This window comes from Microcystis ichthyoblabe FBCC-A1114 (genome assembly GCF_050500245.1).
In the GTDB taxonomy this organism is placed as follows: Bacteria; Cyanobacteriota; Cyanobacteriia; order Cyanobacteriales; family Microcystaceae; genus Microcystis; species Microcystis ichthyoblabe_A.
The window spans coordinates 1829386-1844270 of the sequence record NZ_CP191408.1 but is presented as its reverse complement, the minus strand read 5'-3'; the positions used below and the strand labels follow the sequence as shown (position 1 = coordinate 1844270).

General features: G+C 39.9%; 16 protein-coding genes and 1 pseudogene. 3 read left to right on the top strand and 14 right to left on the bottom strand.

All coding sequences use genetic code 11. The annotated features are described in order from the left end of the window. Positions 1-145: 145 nt before the first annotated feature. The 3 genes from ACQY1Y_RS08910 to ACQY1Y_RS08900 all read right to left on the bottom strand — a co-directional run bounded on the left by ACQY1Y_RS08910 (position 146) and on the right by ACQY1Y_RS08900 (position 3047). On the bottom strand, positions 146-2062 hold the full coding sequence (locus ACQY1Y_RS08910) for a hypothetical protein (RefSeq protein ID WP_430014424.1): 1917 nt from the start codon (positions 2060-2062) through the stop codon (positions 146-148). Continuing rightward, entirely contained in the window at positions 2031-2384 is a 354-nt protein-coding gene (locus tag ACQY1Y_RS08905; RefSeq protein ID WP_002739676.1) for a hypothetical protein, read from the bottom strand. The genes ACQY1Y_RS08910 and ACQY1Y_RS08905 overlap by 32 nt, the downstream gene beginning before the upstream one ends. Positions 2385-2495: 111 nt before the next feature. Then, positions 2496-3047, bottom strand: coding sequence for a thioredoxin family protein (locus tag ACQY1Y_RS08900; RefSeq protein ID WP_002750106.1), 552 nt, complete (start codon positions 3045-3047; stop codon positions 2496-2498). A gap of 103 nt (positions 3048-3150) precedes the next feature. Here ACQY1Y_RS08900 and ACQY1Y_RS08895 point away from each other — a divergent pair, with 103 nt between their 5' ends. The 3 genes from ACQY1Y_RS08895 (at position 3151) to ACQY1Y_RS08885 (ending at position 5500) form a co-directional block, all read left to right on the top strand. After that, positions 3151-3417 (top strand): hypothetical protein, encoded by a 267-nt coding sequence (locus tag ACQY1Y_RS08895; protein WP_430014423.1) that lies wholly within the window; start codon positions 3151-3153, stop codon positions 3415-3417. A gap of 32 nt (positions 3418-3449) precedes the next feature. Then, the gene (locus ACQY1Y_RS08890; RefSeq protein ID WP_002739790.1) at positions 3450-3854 is read left to right on the top strand and encodes an NIL domain-containing protein; all 405 of its coding nucleotides are present in this window, start codon (positions 3450-3452) and stop codon (positions 3852-3854) included. Between the two features lie 236 nt (positions 3855-4090). Then, positions 4091-5500 (top strand): isochorismate synthase, encoded by a 1410-nt coding sequence (locus tag ACQY1Y_RS08885; RefSeq protein ID WP_430014422.1) that lies wholly within the window; start codon positions 4091-4093, stop codon positions 5498-5500. An 11-nt stretch (positions 5501-5511) separates the two neighbouring features. Here ACQY1Y_RS08885 and ACQY1Y_RS08880 read toward each other — a convergent pair whose 3' ends face one another. From ACQY1Y_RS08880 to ACQY1Y_RS08830, 11 genes and pseudogenes are all read right to left on the bottom strand, one after another. Continuing rightward, on the bottom strand, positions 5512-6888 hold the full coding sequence (locus tag ACQY1Y_RS08880) for an aldehyde dehydrogenase (RefSeq protein ID WP_430014421.1): 1377 nt from the start codon (positions 6886-6888) through the stop codon (positions 5512-5514). Between the two features lie 31 nt (positions 6889-6919). Further along, a complete protein-coding gene (locus ACQY1Y_RS08875; protein ID WP_430014420.1) occupies positions 6920-8398 on the bottom strand; it encodes a hypothetical protein in 1479 nt (492 codons plus the stop codon). Positions 8399-8437: 39 nt separating this feature from the next. Beyond that, positions 8438-9229, bottom strand: coding sequence for a TIGR03943 family putative permease subunit (locus tag ACQY1Y_RS08870; RefSeq protein ID WP_430014419.1), 792 nt, complete (start codon positions 9227-9229; stop codon positions 8438-8440). A gap of 24 nt (positions 9230-9253) precedes the next feature. Then, the gene (locus ACQY1Y_RS08865; RefSeq protein ID WP_002793150.1) at positions 9254-10264 is read right to left on the bottom strand and encodes a permease; all 1011 of its coding nucleotides are present in this window, start codon (positions 10262-10264) and stop codon (positions 9254-9256) included. 278 nt (positions 10265-10542) lie between these two features. Beyond that, complete coding sequence (gene larE / locus ACQY1Y_RS08860; RefSeq protein ID WP_430014418.1) at positions 10543-11352, bottom strand: ATP-dependent sacrificial sulfur transferase LarE; 810 nt, start codon at positions 11350-11352, stop codon at positions 10543-10545. Positions 11353-11628: 276 nt separating this feature from the next. Beyond that, positions 11629-11961, bottom strand: coding sequence for a DUF5615 family PIN-like protein (locus tag ACQY1Y_RS08855; RefSeq protein WP_271992614.1), 333 nt, complete (start codon positions 11959-11961; stop codon positions 11629-11631). Further along, a complete protein-coding gene (locus ACQY1Y_RS08850) occupies positions 11961-12182 on the bottom strand; it encodes a DUF433 domain-containing protein (RefSeq protein WP_002750124.1) in 222 nt (73 codons plus the stop codon). The genes ACQY1Y_RS08855 and ACQY1Y_RS08850 overlap by 1 nt, the downstream gene beginning before the upstream one ends. An 85-nt stretch (positions 12183-12267) precedes the next feature. Further along, positions 12268-12960 carry a PEP-CTERM sorting domain-containing protein gene (locus tag ACQY1Y_RS08845; protein WP_430014417.1) on the bottom strand — a complete coding sequence of 231 codons (693 nt, stop codon included), beginning with the start codon at positions 12958-12960 and terminating at the stop codon, positions 12268-12270. Between the two features lie 470 nt (positions 12961-13430). Continuing rightward, positions 13431-13817 (bottom strand): hypothetical protein, encoded by a 387-nt coding sequence (locus ACQY1Y_RS08840; RefSeq protein ID WP_430014416.1) that lies wholly within the window; start codon positions 13815-13817, stop codon positions 13431-13433. A 161-nt stretch (positions 13818-13978) separates the two neighbouring features. Continuing rightward, positions 13979-14238: pseudogene (locus tag ACQY1Y_RS08835) on the bottom strand (element excision factor XisH family protein); the annotation flags it as partial. Positions 14239-14439: 201 nt separating this feature from the next. Continuing rightward, positions 14440-14811: a hypothetical protein gene (locus ACQY1Y_RS08830; RefSeq protein ID WP_430014415.1), complete on the bottom strand. Its 372-nt coding sequence runs from the start codon at positions 14809-14811 to the stop codon at positions 14440-14442. Positions 14812-14885: the final 74 nt, after the last annotated feature.

Sequence of the window (14885 nt, the reverse complement as noted above, 5' to 3'; positions counted from 1 at the left end):
TAATTTTCAGAGAAAAAGTACCTTAATTTTCCCCCGATCACTCCCAGAACTGGTACTTTTTGATTGACAAAAAGTCTAAAAGTATTAGCCAAAAAGGTTTTTAGATTTATCCAGCAATCCTCATAAATAGTCCAGAATATCTAACTTAAGGAGAAGACAGAATCAAAGCATTAGAAAATTGATATTTCCCTGCTTTGACGGTTAATTTGCCCTCTTTCCATCCCAAAGAAACGGGAGAGTTATCTCGACTTAAACTGTTATAAAGGGCGAAATTTTTTGACCAATCGTGCTTTTGACCGTTACGAATTAACATCGGCAGTAGATTGATTTGATTATAGGTAAATTGTAAACTCTGCCCTTGACTGCCTTTAAATAAAACCCTGCCTTGCTTAATTTGAGTTAAATTTACTTGACTTTTTTGCTTAAATATGCTCTTGAAATTCTCATAACTACCCTGGGTTGCCGCTTCCCCCACTTCCAGAGCAAAACCCGCATAATTGTTACCTGTGGGTAAAGCTTGGTAGGTATTATCATCGGGATAAGGGGAATTAGGAATCTCGATCATTTCAGGAGAAGAAAGATTTATTAATCTCAGGGCTAACCAAGTTTTTTCTAATTGAATAAACCAGATATTATCATCTTTTTCTACCTTGGCAGTTTTCGGTAATTGCCAGAAAAAAGCTTGGTCTGCTGGACGTAACCAGATTAAAAGATTACGATATTGTCCGATTTCATCCCCGGGATTTTTGCCCGGTTTTACGCCATTTTTGCCAGTGTTAGCCACAAAAAAATCCACTCCTTTGTGTTGATTAAAGGCCATTAATTTAAACGGAGCCACATCGCCATCGGGGAAAGTTCCCGTCAGACTACCCATTTGATAACTAGCCCCAATAAATTGAGTTTCCCAATAACCCGGACTCTGATTATTGCCCGGTTTCCAGTTTTCATATAGGGGTTTACTGGCGAGAATTTCTACCGGTTTATTAAAGTTTTTTCGGGCTAATTCCATCACTGCTAAAGGAGGACGATAACCACTGGTAATTAGATAAAGAGAGTCCAATTCTGGACGATTATTGGTGACGGGAGTATCACCAAAGTATAACCAAAAAGTGCGACCTGCGTGTGATCGCATTACGCCATGGCCATCACCATAATCACGTTTTACAGGGCCACCCCAACCACCCCGATAATATTTAACACTAGCGGCCATGGATAACCAATCTAAGGCCATTTTTGCCCATTGTTTAACTTCCGTATCTTGAGAAAAATCGTAGAGATTGAGATAGGCAGCAAAGGTATGACCTTGATAAACTTCTGAATCCCATTCTCCCATCCCGATGTTATATAAAGCTGAAACGTAGCGCTTAATTTTACTTTTATAAAGTTGACGAGTTGCCTCATTTCCTGTTTCTTCGGCCATCAGATAAACCGATGTTTCGCGCATCGCTCGCAGGTTATCAGTATTGCGACTATCTACCCATAAACCCCGTCTTTTCATACTCCAATCATTACCCGTTCCTTGGCCGGTGCCGTGGATAGGATGGGGCCGTTGTAAAGGGTCGGTTTCTGTCCAAATTTTCGCCGCATTATACATTCTCTGACGATAAACTGGATCGAGATACTTTCCGAGCAGAAAATATTTTCTAATTTGTCCTTTTAGGGTAAAAGAAAAATAATAATCTATATAATCAGTGTGGGACTGTTCCCGTTTTTGTGGGTCATCCTGCTGCAGGAAATCTAGGGCTTTTTGCCTGTTTCCTGCCAAGAAATCAAACATGGCCATAGCATAGGATTTTTTCTCGTTTTCTCCCCACAAATTGCCATAACTTTCTGCCCCAGCAAAATGGTTAATAACTTGCTTTGCCCTTTGTTGAAATTCTGCCTCTAATTCCGGTGTCCAATCGTTAAGATATTGGGCTTCAACTTCGGCAACAGGGAAGGAAGCGATCAAGTTTTGAGAAACAGAAGAGAGGGAATTAAAGCCTACAGTAAATAGGGCAATTATTCCCGCTAAAATTAGATATTTAATTCTAGATCCAATCGTCATCTTCGGCAAATTCATCGATGTTTCCTTGATTTTCTGGGGTCTGAGTTTGATTCTCTTTATCTAATTGTAAAGGAACTGGTTCAGGAGCGATAATTTCTGGTAATAATTCTTCGGGTTTTTGACCATCTACCTCCACCACAATTATTTCTGTGACGGGAAACCAAAGTATCCGGCCTTGATCATCACAAACAGTCACCGATCGCGATTTATCTGGAGTCTCGGTTGCGAAGAAATCTCCTAACATTTTGGTGGGTAAAATATTCTTACTTTCACCCCCACTAACTCCTAGGAATATATATTCGTTACCTGTGGTCAAATGTTGAACAATAATCGCCATAGTTAAAAGGTTTTAGTCAATGAAATGTACTGATTGATAGTTGACTCTTGAATGATAGCTTTCAGCCCTAAGCTTTCCAATGATAACTGATAACTGCTTACTGCTTACTGCTTACTGCTTAACTTGACTGCCGTGACTGCGGGGATCGGTTTGACTAGCACCCACAAGGATATTAAAATCAGAAGTCTCTCCCGTAGTGGTGGCATAGGGTAGGGTAGAATTAGTTAAAAGTGCTTCTAAATTAGCAGTTAAAATTGATTTTGGTTGTTCTCCGATCGCTTGGGCAACCGGTTGTCCTTGGTTATTTAAAAATACAAAATGGGGAATCCCATCCACACGATAACGGAGAATTTCCGGCAACCATTTATTATTATCAACGTTGAGCATAACAAAATTAATGGCATTACCGTATTGTTTTTTAATTTCGGCAATTTCAGGGGCCATCGCCTGACAACTGGTACACCAATTAGCATAAAATTCTGTCAGGGTGGGTTTACCATTGCTGACGGCAAGATCGAAAGGTGTCGCTTTTTCCGCTTGCGCTTCCAAAGATACGGAACTAGCGGTGGTTTGAAAGCCGAAGAAAATCGCTACACTAAGGATAACTGCCGTTACTGCCAGCAGAAGATTTCTGGTTTTGTTGGTGGGTGTGGTGGCTGTCATGGATATTTAATCAAAGTTTACTTTGTCCTATTGTAACGACTGCTGCGCTCTTTTAGTATTGGTGTCGATTGAGTTACAATTAAGTTAGAGATGGGTAATAATTATGACAGAAGAAAGACTCGATCGAATAGAGGGACAGCTAAAAAGGCTAGGAGGGGACGTTCATACAATTGAGGGGCGATTAGAAACTTTAGAAAGTAACGTTCAAAACATTGAAAAAAAGCTAGGAGACGTGATCAACCAAATCCGTGAACTTAGTCTTAGCATCGATACCTACCAAAAAGCTGATCAACAGGTAGTTAATTTGGCTTTTGGTCTGATCGTTGCCGTCACTGCTACTATTGTAATTCCAGCCGTTTTCGGCAAATAAGCAAAAAAAGATTCTTTGATTGGAAAGGCTGCATGAAAAAACGCGTTACTCTCACTTTTCCCAAAAAAGCCGTCCATATGCCCGTTACCTATCGACTGGCAAAGGATTTTAACGTCGCCGCTAATATTATCCGCGCCCAAGTTGCCCCCAATCAAGTGGGAACATTAGTATTAGAATTATCGGGAGATATCGATGAGTTAGAAGCGGCGATCGAATGGTTACAATTACAAAATATTGGCGTTTCCCAAGTTAGTCGCGAAATCGTTATTGATGAAGAAAAATGCGTCGATTGTGGCTTATGTACGGGAGTTTGTCCCACGGAAGCCTTAACCCTTGATCCCGAAAGTTTTCGTCTTAAGTTTTTGCGTTCCCGTTGTGTGGTTTGTGAACAATGTATCCCCACTTGTCCCGTGGTGGCAATTTCCACAAACTTGTAAAATAGAAATTATTAAATTAATTTTTTTGCCCATTTAAATAATAGCCATCTCTGGAGATTTTAAGCCTTGATGTATTGCCAAGGAGGTTAATCGCCACAAATATCCCGCTCGCTTTCTGCCTAAAGACCCTTTCTCCGATACCATAGTTAAAAAGAGAGCCTTGACTCTGGCCACATCTGTGGGGATTACATACCATTAATCATGGTTTTTTTTGCAAAAAATACAAAAAACTTGACATGACTTCTGCCGTTCCTCGCCTTTCCTATCCTGATAGTCCGATTGCTGATCTTCGCGACCTCTATAACTTTATCCTCAACCCGCAACTGTTAGCCGCAGAAAAGGGAAATCGGTCGATCGTCAGTTTTTGTCAAAAAATTTCCCCCCTTGATCTCCTAGAAATTCTCTCTCGGATTGCTTCTAGCTATCCCACCCATTGTTATTGGGAAAATCCCGAACGAGAAACTGCTTTTCTCGGCTACGGCATCGCTTTTACTGCTACTTTCCACGGCAAACAACGTTTTTTAAAAGCTCAAAAATTTATTGAAAACTGTCAACAAAGAATTATTAAAATTGATAACTATAGCGAGATTACTCCCCGCATCTTTTGTAGTTTCACTTTTTTCGACTCGGCAACAGCTACCCCCTTTCCCTCAGCTACCCTAACCCTGCCTAAGTTTCAAATTATCAAAAAACAATCGGAATATTTTTTCCTGACTAATCTCTTAATCACCGGCGAAAAAGAAATAGAAAACTCCCTCGAAGAAACTATTAACAACCTCAAAATTATCCAAAATAACTCGAGCAATTGTCGCCAAAATCCCCATCAGGCTCCCTGTAGTTATTATATTCATCCTACCTATAATTTTCAAGCGGCTGTTGCCGATGCCATCCAATCTATCCATGCTCAAAAATTTAGCAAAATTGTCCTCGCTCACGCTCTTGACGTGATTTCTCCTCGTCCTTTTCATCTAGTAAACTGTCTCGATAATTTGCGTCAGCGTCATCCCGATTGCTACACTTTTTCCCTCGGCAATGGACGGGGAGATCATTTTATCGGCGCTAGTCCCGAACGCTTGCTAACTGTCCATCAGGGGCAATTAATCACCGATGCTTTAGCGGGATCCGCCCCCCGGGGAGAAAATGCGATCGAAGATGCTCTCTTTGCCAATAAACTCCTCGCTAGTGAAAAAGAACAACGGGAACATCGGGCTGTTAGTGACTTTATTAACCAAAAACTGCGACAAATTGGCTTAAATCCGCAAAATTCTCCCTCTAGATTGTTAAAACTCTCCAATATTCAACATCTCTGGACTCCTATCCATGCCAAACTAAAACCCTCTATCCATCCCCTCGAAATTGTTGCCCAACTACACCCCACTCCTGCTGTTGCTGGGGTTCCCACCGAGATCGCTTTAGCACAAATTCGTCATTATGAAACCTTCGATCGCTCTCTTTATGCCGCTCCTTTGGGTTGGATTGATTGTCACAATAATAGTGAGTTTATTGTTGGTATTCGTTCGGCATTAATTAAAGGCGATCAAGCGCGATTATACGCCGGTGCGGGTATTGTTGCCGGCTCCGATCCAGAAAAAGAACTAGCAGAAATTCAGCTGAAATTTCAAGCTCTCTTAAAAGCTTTAACTTAAACTGTAGCTTTTTAGCGAACTAATAACTTAAATAAGTTTAATTTACCCTTAAAAGGCGGATATTTTAAAACAGGATTGAACCAAAGAGGTGTTTTCATAATCGCTTTTTGGTGACTAAAATTCTCAAAGGAAAAACGACCATGATAGCTACCAATACCGCTATTTCCTCGACCACCAAAGGGTAAACTAGGATTAGTAAAATGAAAACTATTGTTGTTAATACAACCTCCCCCAAACTGGACTGATTCTAACCATTTCTTTTCAGTCTTTGCCTTGGTAGTAAACAGATAAAAAGCTAGAGGGTTAGGATTTTTAGCAATAATTGCTAAAGCTTCCTCAAAAGTGCTAAAGGCAATGATCGGTAAAATTGGACCGAATATTTCCCCTTGCATAATAGGAGCATCAAGGGAAACATTAGTTAATAAAGTTGGTTGAATATATAAATTTTCTCGATCAGTTTTGCCACCAAAAACAATCTCACCATCTTTGAGCAAGTCAATCAGGCGATCAAATTGTTTATCATTAATTATCTTACCATAATCAGCACTTAATCTGGCATCTTCACCAAAAAAATTAACAATAGTATTAGCTAATTCTCTGATCAAATTCTCCTGCTGGGATTGATGTACTAAAACATAATCAGCTGCGATACACATTTGACCACAATTAGAGAATTTTGTCACGGCAATGCGACGAGTTGCCACGGAAATATTAGCATCAGCTTCGATAACACAGGGACTTTTTCCCCCTAATTCTAGAGTAACAGGAATTAACTTTGCTGCCGCTAGTTGATAAATAATTTTTCCTACCCTTGTACTGCCAGTAAAAAATATATGATCAAAGGTGAAACTGTCTAACATATTCGGAATTACTTCCGCACCATCTCCGGGTACAATTAACACATATTCTTCAGGGAATATTTCTTGAATTATTTTAATTACTAATTTTTCCGTCGCTGAGGCAAATTCACTCGGTTTTAATACCGCACAGTTACCGGCAGCAATAGCACCAACTAAAGGCACTAATAACAATTGGAGGGGATAATTCCAAGCACCAATAATTAACACCACTCCCAAAGGTTCCCGAATAATTTGACTGGAGGAAGGAAAATTTAAGAGATTAGTTTTAACAGGTTTGGGTTGCATCCATGAGCGCAAATTTTTTAAAGCGTTATTAATTTCCCCCAAAAGGAAACCATTTTCAGTAATCCAACAATCTTCGGGACTTTTCTTTAAATCCCTATATAAAGCTTGATATATCTCTCCTTCATATTTAATAATTGCCTGTTTTAACTTCTCTAACTGCTGACGACGGAATTGATAGGAACGAGTGGCACCACTAACAAAATACTGACGCAATTTGGCTAATTTTTCTGAGTTTGACAGCATCGAAATAATTCCTAAGTTAATGATGGTAATTCTATGGCATCCACTGGGGACGAATTCCCGCTAGAGGTAATTCAATTAAATCAGATTTACTTGCTTTCACTCCATCTTGTAGGGGAGGAATTAACATCCACAAACGACCACCGATAATTGTTTCTCCTGAGTCAGTAGTCAAGGGATTAGTCGGATTAGTATCATAACTGGTGCGAAGTTGATCAAAAATAATCGCTAAACTATCGGGAGATAAACTAATGTGAATATCACGATAATCGGCTAATTCCAGTAGGGGAGTCACTTGACCAGTCTTCACATCTATTTTAGCAAAATAGGGTTTTTCTTTGTACTCTTGACTGTTAGTAACTAACTCAGTTAACAAACAATATAAATCACTACCAGTGGCATTAAATTGACAATCTATAATCGAACCTTGTAGATTGAGTAAGCGTTTTTGTAATCCTTGATTATTGACATAAAAAAGCGATCGAATATAACGCATTTTGGCATTATCAGTATTAAAATTCACCATTGCCGCAGCCGTACCATCAGCAGAAAAATTCAAAATTCGCCCAAATTTTGGTAAAAAATCCAGGGGTTTTGTTTCGGTTTTTAAAGGCAAAAGTGCGATTCCTTCCCCCTGGGTGACAGCCAAAGTTTTACTATCAGGTGCAATCAAAAATTCTCCACCTTGAATGTTTAATTGTTTGGGTTTTTCCCCCGATTTAACTGCCCATAAATCGAAGTTAATCGGATTGCGGCGCTCAATTCTCTGCACGACAATAGTTTCCCCATCTTTAGATAAATCAAAATGATTATTTTGATAATCTTTATTGTCTAGCACTAACTCAATTTTTGGGGAAGATTGGCCAAAATCAACTTGGTAAAGCTGTAGTTCACGAATTCCCTGTATTCCCTGATTTTTCGCCACGGCCGAAAAGAGGATTTTTTTACCATCAGGGTAGAATTCAAAAGCCATAACGGTCAAATTTGCGGGGGTTAAGAGGGTTTTCTTCTCCTCGGTCAAGTTATAAAAAATTAATCTTCCCTGTTCTTCCCCATTAGTGCCAATATAGGCAAAAGCACGATCGCGACTTTTAAATTCTCTTTCAAAAATTGCTAGGGTTTGTCCTAATCGATTACCGCTGGGAAATTGTTCCCGCGCACCTTCAATTTGCAGATGATATTTTTCTCCGTAGGGAATGGGAGAGGTGAGGGTATAAGCTAATCGTCTTCCGGCCCAACTAAACTTCCCCGGGAGCGCAGGATCGATAACTAGATTTTTTTCTACACTAGCATGATCCATGGGGCGATCAAAAGTGATAATAAATGCTTGATCTTCCGCTCCAATTTCTCGATTTTCCCAGCTAAATTCCTTGACTCTTGGACCAGTTTGTAAAAGACATTGATTACCACAGCTATTACCTAACCAAATTAAGCCACCAATTACTAAGGTTAGGGATACAATTAATGTTATCGCTAATTTATCAATCGGTTGTAGTTGTAAGGTTTTCAGCATTATAGTAGATGGTTAGAAACAACTGATAACAGTTAACTGTTAATATCCGTAGGGATCCGCAGGAGTGGGTATAGGTTTCACGGATTTGGCCTTAATTACTAATTGTCTTCTGGTGGTTGATTTTCCTACCTCTACGGGTAAAGATTCCGTGGCCATTTCTCCAGTGATTTCTAACCAGGTATCATTGGGATATTGACTGCGACTTCCTGATAGTTTCACTGGTAAACCCACGGGATAAGCATCCACGGCACAACAGGTAAGGATAAAGCGACTAATTAATAAATAATTATCGGGTAATTGGGGCAATTGCACCACAAAACCTGTGACTTTTACCGGTTGTCCTGTGTAAGCATCAGGTTCAGGGTAAGCATTCAAAGTTCTTACCCATTCAATTAAACTTTTATCCTCCGGTTTAACGGTAGTACCAAAGGATTGAGTTTGCACGCGAGTTAGGGGTAAAGATTCACTAATTCCCCTCTGTAATGCGATTTGACTACTGAGGGGCTGCGGAGCGATAAATAGGCCTAAAAGGGCAGTTATTACTAATAAACCTGAGCCAAAATGTTGAGGAAGAATGGTAATATGCGATCGATTATCGTTACTATCTAAATTAATCTTTTTTTGCCACTGCTTTAATAATGTCCAAAGCTTGACTATTCCCAGAATAAATAAAGCAATACTGGTGATGAGAACCAGAAAAAAATAATTAGGATGGATCAGTAAATTTAACTGTCCAGTTATCCAGTATTTAAATAGTAATGAACCCCAACCGATTAGGGCAATAATATCGATAAATTGGGGGGCAATTATTTTTAGACGTGATGAATTCATGGGAAAAACTATCCGGGTACTGACCTAAAATAAATAACTGTGAGCCAAGGTGAGTAAAAAAGTCATTTGCGCTGCTAAAGCAAAGAGATAAATTAACATTCTCGGTTTAAAAATAGACAACATTAAACCAATCCCTTTCAGGTCAATCATTGGACCAAACACTAGAAAAGCCAGCAGGGAACTACTGGTAAAACTAGAGGCAAAGGAGAGAGCAAAAAAAGAATCAACCGTGGAACAAATCGAAACAATGACCGCTAACAGCATCATGGCCAAGATCGAAGTAATCGGATCCTGACCCAAATTAAGCACAAATTCCCGGGGAACAAACACCTGTAAACCTGCCGCTATAGCACTTCCTAAGATTAACACTCCTCCTAATTCGCGTAATTCCATCACCACGTTTTCCAGAAAAGTTAACCAGCGCCTTTTCATCGGGATAGCTTGCACTGCCGGTAGGACAGCAGTAGCGGCAAAACTTTCGTCTAAGCGCAAAGTTTGCCCAGAATTACCGATCAGAAAAGAACCGGATTGTAGTAGTAGTGGGATAGATTCTTTTTCCGGTGTTTGCGGTTGCCAATTGAGACTTTTTGCCAAAGAGGTTTGGAGGAGTGGTCGCGGATCTTTTTGGATACTAAAGATAATCCCGATAACCGTAGCGATGAACAAAGAAAAGATAACTCGATAGAAAACAATTTCCGGTTGATCGCGAAAAGCTACCCAGGTGGACCAGATAACAATCGGGTTGATTGTCGGCGCTGCTAAGAGAAAACTAACCGCTACTGCATTCGGCATTCCTTGCACAAGTAAACGTCGCGCCACTGGCACATTGCCACACTCGCAGACGGGGAACAAAAACCCAATACATCCCCCCACAAATGCTCCTAAAACAGCATTTCGAGGCATCAAGGCAACTAGGCGACGTTCATCGACAAATATTAAAAGAATACTAGAGAGAATCACCCCTAGCAGTAAGAAAGGCATCGCTTCCACCAACAGGCTCAGGAATAGGGTAAAGGCATTTTGTAGTTGACTCATCTATCCTCGCCTTGGCAATTAGAGGTTTAAGGGTAAAGACTTAGGGACCCTAGAAAAAGGTTCATCTATCAGTTATCAGTGACCAGTTATCAGTTATCAGTGACCAGTTATCCGTTATCCGTTACAGCCTTTCTCGTCAAGATGAAGTATAACTCAATTTGGTATTGACGACCAGCGACCGGCTCCCCAAAAGGAAAACTTCGTACCTCACCATTAAGATAACTGTTAGAGCAGATTTGAGTTTTCAGTCCACTGATTACTGTTTACTGATCACTGAACTAGAGGACTCGATTAAGCTTGCCGCTTTGATAACCTTCTAGATCGAGGGTGACATAGATAAAGCCTAATTTTTGCAGATCAGCGACTAATTCGCTTAAATTTGTCCGATTAATAAAGTCGGGAATTTCTGCTGCCGGTAATTCAATCCGTGCCGTATCGCCGCTCGATCGCACCCGTAATTGACGATAACCTAATTTTCGCAGATAAATCTCCGCCCGTCCGACTCTTTGCAATTTCTCCAGGCTAATTTCCTCCCCGTAGGGAAAACGGGAACTTAAACAGGGTTGCGCCGGTTTATCCCACCAAGGTAAATTTAAGTAACGAGATAGTTGACGAACTTCGCTTTTTGTGATAGCAATTTCCGCCAAAGGTGAACGAGCGCCGCGTTCCCTAGCTGCTTGAATCCCGGGACGATAATCCCTTAAATCATCAGCATTAACGCCATCGATGACGTAGGAATAACCACGAGCGAGAGCAAGGGGTTTAAGGGTGTCGTGTAGCTCACTTTTGCAGAAATAACAGCGATTAACGGGATTACTGGTGTAATTAGGGTTATTCATTTCCTCGGTTTCCACCAATTCATGCCGAATACCGATATAATCGGACTGAGCGATCGCTTCTTCCAATTCTTCCGGCAGTAGGGAGGGGGAAACCGCCGTAATTGCCAATGCTTGACTCCCTAGCAGATCATAGGCCACTTTTGCCACTAGGGTGCTATCCACGCCCCCAGAATAGGCAATCAGAGCCTTTTCACTGGTTTGTAAGAGGTTTTGTAATTGTCCGAGTTTATCAAGTAATTGACTGTCCATGGCGGCGATTTTAGCAACTGGTTTAGGGAGACCGTTTTTTATTATATGCCGTGCCGTAATTAATCAGGGCTACCCCTCGATTTATGCTGCCATAATTTTGTCAATAATTGGGCTGTCTTTGGCAATTTTTACTAGAAAATAATCTCGCTATTCTAAGGATAGGCGTTGAAACTTTTTGCCGCAAACCCTAATTATTTCCTTCGCTCCTATAGCGCCGCGCAATAACCCTCCCCACAGGAATGTAAACAAGCGAATACTTGATCTGATCTCAAAGGATTAGGATAAAGCGATGATACCAAGATTTTGATCTTGCTCAAAAGATAAAATAGCTTCGTAGTTATCTCTTAACAATGATTCTATAGTTTTAGTAGAGCAATTTCCCAAACGAATCCAAATTACTTTAGGCGGAAACCCTTTAAAAATTAGTAATTCATTAAAATCAGAATCTTTAGTGACAATAATATAGTCTTGTATTTTAGCGATTTCCCAGACATAATAATCAGATTCTTGGTCTAATCCCAGCAAGTAAAGATGATTAGAATCGGGATAAATATCAACTAATAGACTAACTAAACGAGGTGATAAATTGTGATCAAAAAGTAATTTCATTAGTTAACTAAAATGGTTTGACGTTCACGCTCGGCGGCATAACTCAAACAGGCTAAAATATCCGCCTTGGTTAAGTAAGGAAAATCTTCTAAAATTTCCTCATAAGTCATTCCCGAAGCCAGATAGGAGAGAACATCATAAACAGTAATTCTCATTCCTCTAATACAAGGTTTTCCGCTCCTTTTTCCCGGTTCTATGGTAATAATATCTTTGTATGACATAATGTTGATTAACTGGTGATCAAATCTAAAATTGATGATAGCATTTCGGGACAACTCCTCTGTAGTTGCCCCTGCCAAGGATAATTTATCCCCGACGACGAAGGGAAGCGGCACCCAACGCACCAACAGCGATTAAACTCACTATACCACTAGGTTCGGGGGTTGAAACCGTTGGAGCAGGAGTGATATCCCCATTAAGAGCCACAAACCCACCCCCGGCAACATTAGCGGAGTTTTCAGCATAGAACCAGATAGTGGAGGAGTCAGCATTCAGTCCATAGAGACGGAACTGCACCGGTCCGGTTTGGGGTGCTAAACTGCTTAGGTCAAAGCTGTAGGTATTAAAGCTAGTTGTTAAGTTCACTTGTGTCCCTAAATTATTGGTGAACCCATCAACACTAGAGCGCAAGACTAAATCTAGCACGCCCAGACTATTCCTCGACGCATTGAGTTGCAAGTTAGTAAAATCGACTTGAAAACCTGCACCGGGTTGCACGGCAAATTCCACGTATTGGTTGGTGCTGACGGTGCTAGTTGTATTCCATGAGTTAGTAGAACCACCCAAACGGAAGGAAGTACTATTCGAAACCCGAGTTATCCCGGCGGTATCTAACCCAGTGCTGGTTATATTCGCACCTACAGTATCCGCCGCTCTGGGATAGGTCGCGGTAGAAGCATTAAAATGATTCCAACCAGCTACTATTGCCGCTTGAGCAGGAGTAACCCCAGCTAACCCCATCAGAGTCAAGGGGGTTAAAATTGTCAGTAATTTTTTCATGGATTTGATGACAGTAATAGGAGAAAATTATGGTCATATTTAACGCTAGTTTTGCGCCAATATCCCACTGGAAAAATATCACAAGGGGGGGGGAAGTCAAGGGCTATGTGATCATAATTTTTTATTGATTTTTATATTTAAAATAGTTCTGGGTTATATAAATATTTTTGACTCGTTGTAAGGTTATAGCTTGGAATGCAGATAAGCGAGGTTCTACCTATACTTATTTCTTTGACCGAAATGATCACCTTCGCTCCTAGGTTCCCCCGCAATAAATTGACCTGGTGCATCTTACATTTGCAGGAATACCGACAATCAGCAATTATACTAAATCCGTTGAGTATAGGCTACTTATAAAGGAGAGAACCTCATGCAAAAGGGGGAATAAATAATCAGTTTTTAATAACCAGATTTAGTATTAGCTTGTTGGCGAATTTTATCTTTAATATAGTCGGGAATAGGGCTAGGATTCATGCTTCTAATGGTGAAATTAATCCTCTTTTAACCGCTTCATTTAATCCTTGTGCCTTCTTTAACAAGTTTATTTGATAAATTTGCATCAATGACCAAATTTCCGTATTTTCAAAGGTTGATAAATCCCTCTCTTGTTGTTGATTGAGCAACTCGCTTAATCTTTGATCCTGTTCCGATGCCATTTGTAATTGAGTTAATTTGATAATTTCTTCATCTGATAATGAATTTAGGGATGAGATTTTTTCGCCTTGATAATTGGGACTAATAGAAAAAGCGATCGCTTCTACTAATATATCATTAAGATCACGGTTAATTGAATGGGCTAAGGATTGAGCTAGATTAAAAATCTCATCAGGTAGGGTTAAAGTAATTGAAATGGCCATAAGCCTTTTTTATGTGGGGTTATAGAGATATTATGATTATACCTCAAATTTTTGTTACCCATAGGGATAAACTGGTTCAAAAGTAACAGAATAGCTTCTTTAAGCTTCTTTTATCAACCTCAGATTTCGAGGCAAGATTTACCGATAACTTAACTCACGGCAAGACTGATTAAATTTCGATATAAAATATATTGTCCTAAAGCTATTTCAAAATATCTCATAGGTGAGGGACTTAAAAAGCTTTTGATTTCCACAACAATTTTACGTCCATTTCTTTCAGCAGCCAAAGGTTTTTCTGCTGCTAAATCAGCAAAAATTCAACATCTTTATATTTAATTTTATAAGGATCAGCTAAAATAGTCCAACCGTCTTTAATTAAGGCATTTTTCACGGCTTCATGGTAAATATCTTTTGCTGGCATGGTTCTAAAAAAGTAATTTCATTAGTTATATTTAATTTTATTAACAATCCTAAGTCTGATAAAATCGGTGATCAAATCTAAGTCAGTTATCGACTCTGGTTCAAAAGTAACAGAATAGCTCATTTAAGGTTCTATCCCATATATTTTATCCACCTCAGCTGCGGGAATAGTCGCTCTTCCTTGTAATCTTTTTTGTTGGATTTATAATAACTTTTCTTTAGCGGAAAAAACAGTTATAATCCTCTGACTGGCCGTAGGAGTTAGTATCCATAGTCTAGGGATATTTTCTGCTAATAAGGGTTGTTGATGACGGTGAGCTTCTCTTTGTAATTGTTCCCGCACAGTAAACAGTTTAGATAAACAGGCAATAATGCCATCAATCGTGACCGGATTGCGATAGGGTTCCAATAAACAAGGGGTTTGAGCTAATCGACCCAATAAACCTAATTCGGGCGGTATTTCTGGGGAAGTCGGTCGAAAATACACATCGATTTCTTGAGTTTTTGCCGTCACATCAAGGCTAGTTTTCACGTCACCGGAAGAAGCAAGAAAAGTTTCGAGGTAGTCTTTCACTAAATTTATCCCAGAGAAAGCGAGTCAAGGCCGAAGTGATTCAATCAATGATGATGGTTATTTTATCATCTTCA

What these genes read in the sequence shown, in the direction of transcription:
- ACQY1Y_RS08910 (WP_430014424.1), bottom strand. Translation starts at nt 2,062, where the DNA reads ATGAATTTGCCGAAGATGACGATTGGATCTAGAATTAAATATCTAATT.
- ACQY1Y_RS08905 (WP_002739676.1), bottom strand. Translation starts at nt 2,384, where the DNA reads ATGGCGATTATTGTTCAACATTTGACCACAGGTAACGAATATATATTC.
- ACQY1Y_RS08900 (WP_002750106.1), bottom strand. Translation starts at nt 3,047, where the DNA reads ATGACAGCCACCACACCCACCAACAAAACCAGAAATCTTCTGCTGGCA.
- ACQY1Y_RS08895 (WP_430014423.1), top strand. Translation starts at nt 3,151, where the DNA reads ATGACAGAAGAAAGACTCGATCGAATAGAGGGACAGCTAAAAAGGCTA.
- ACQY1Y_RS08890 (WP_002739790.1), top strand. Translation starts at nt 3,450, where the DNA reads ATGAAAAAACGCGTTACTCTCACTTTTCCCAAAAAAGCCGTCCATATG.
- ACQY1Y_RS08885 (WP_430014422.1), top strand. Translation starts at nt 4,091, where the DNA reads ATGACTTCTGCCGTTCCTCGCCTTTCCTATCCTGATAGTCCGATTGCT.
- ACQY1Y_RS08880 (WP_430014421.1), bottom strand. Translation starts at nt 6,888, where the DNA reads ATGCTGTCAAACTCAGAAAAATTAGCCAAATTGCGTCAGTATTTTGTT.
- ACQY1Y_RS08875 (WP_430014420.1), bottom strand. Translation starts at nt 8,398, where the DNA reads ATGCTGAAAACCTTACAACTACAACCGATTGATAAATTAGCGATAACA.
- ACQY1Y_RS08870 (WP_430014419.1), bottom strand. Translation starts at nt 9,229, where the DNA reads ATGAATTCATCACGTCTAAAAATAATTGCCCCCCAATTTATCGATATT.
- ACQY1Y_RS08865 (WP_002793150.1), bottom strand. Translation starts at nt 10,264, where the DNA reads ATGAGTCAACTACAAAATGCCTTTACCCTATTCCTGAGCCTGTTGGTG.
- larE (WP_430014418.1), bottom strand. Translation starts at nt 11,352, where the DNA reads ATGGACAGTCAATTACTTGATAAACTCGGACAATTACAAAACCTCTTA.
- ACQY1Y_RS08855 (WP_271992614.1), bottom strand. Translation starts at nt 11,961, where the DNA reads ATGAAATTACTTTTTGATCACAATTTATCACCTCGTTTAGTTAGTCTA.
- ACQY1Y_RS08850 (WP_002750124.1), bottom strand. Translation starts at nt 12,182, where the DNA reads ATGTCATACAAAGATATTATTACCATAGAACCGGGAAAAAGGAGCGGA.
- ACQY1Y_RS08845 (WP_430014417.1), bottom strand. Translation starts at nt 12,960, where the DNA reads ATGAAAAAATTACTGACAATTTTAACCCCCTTGACTCTGATGGGGTTA.
- ACQY1Y_RS08840 (WP_430014416.1), bottom strand. Translation starts at nt 13,817, where the DNA reads ATGGCCATTTCAATTACTTTAACCCTACCTGATGAGATTTTTAATCTA.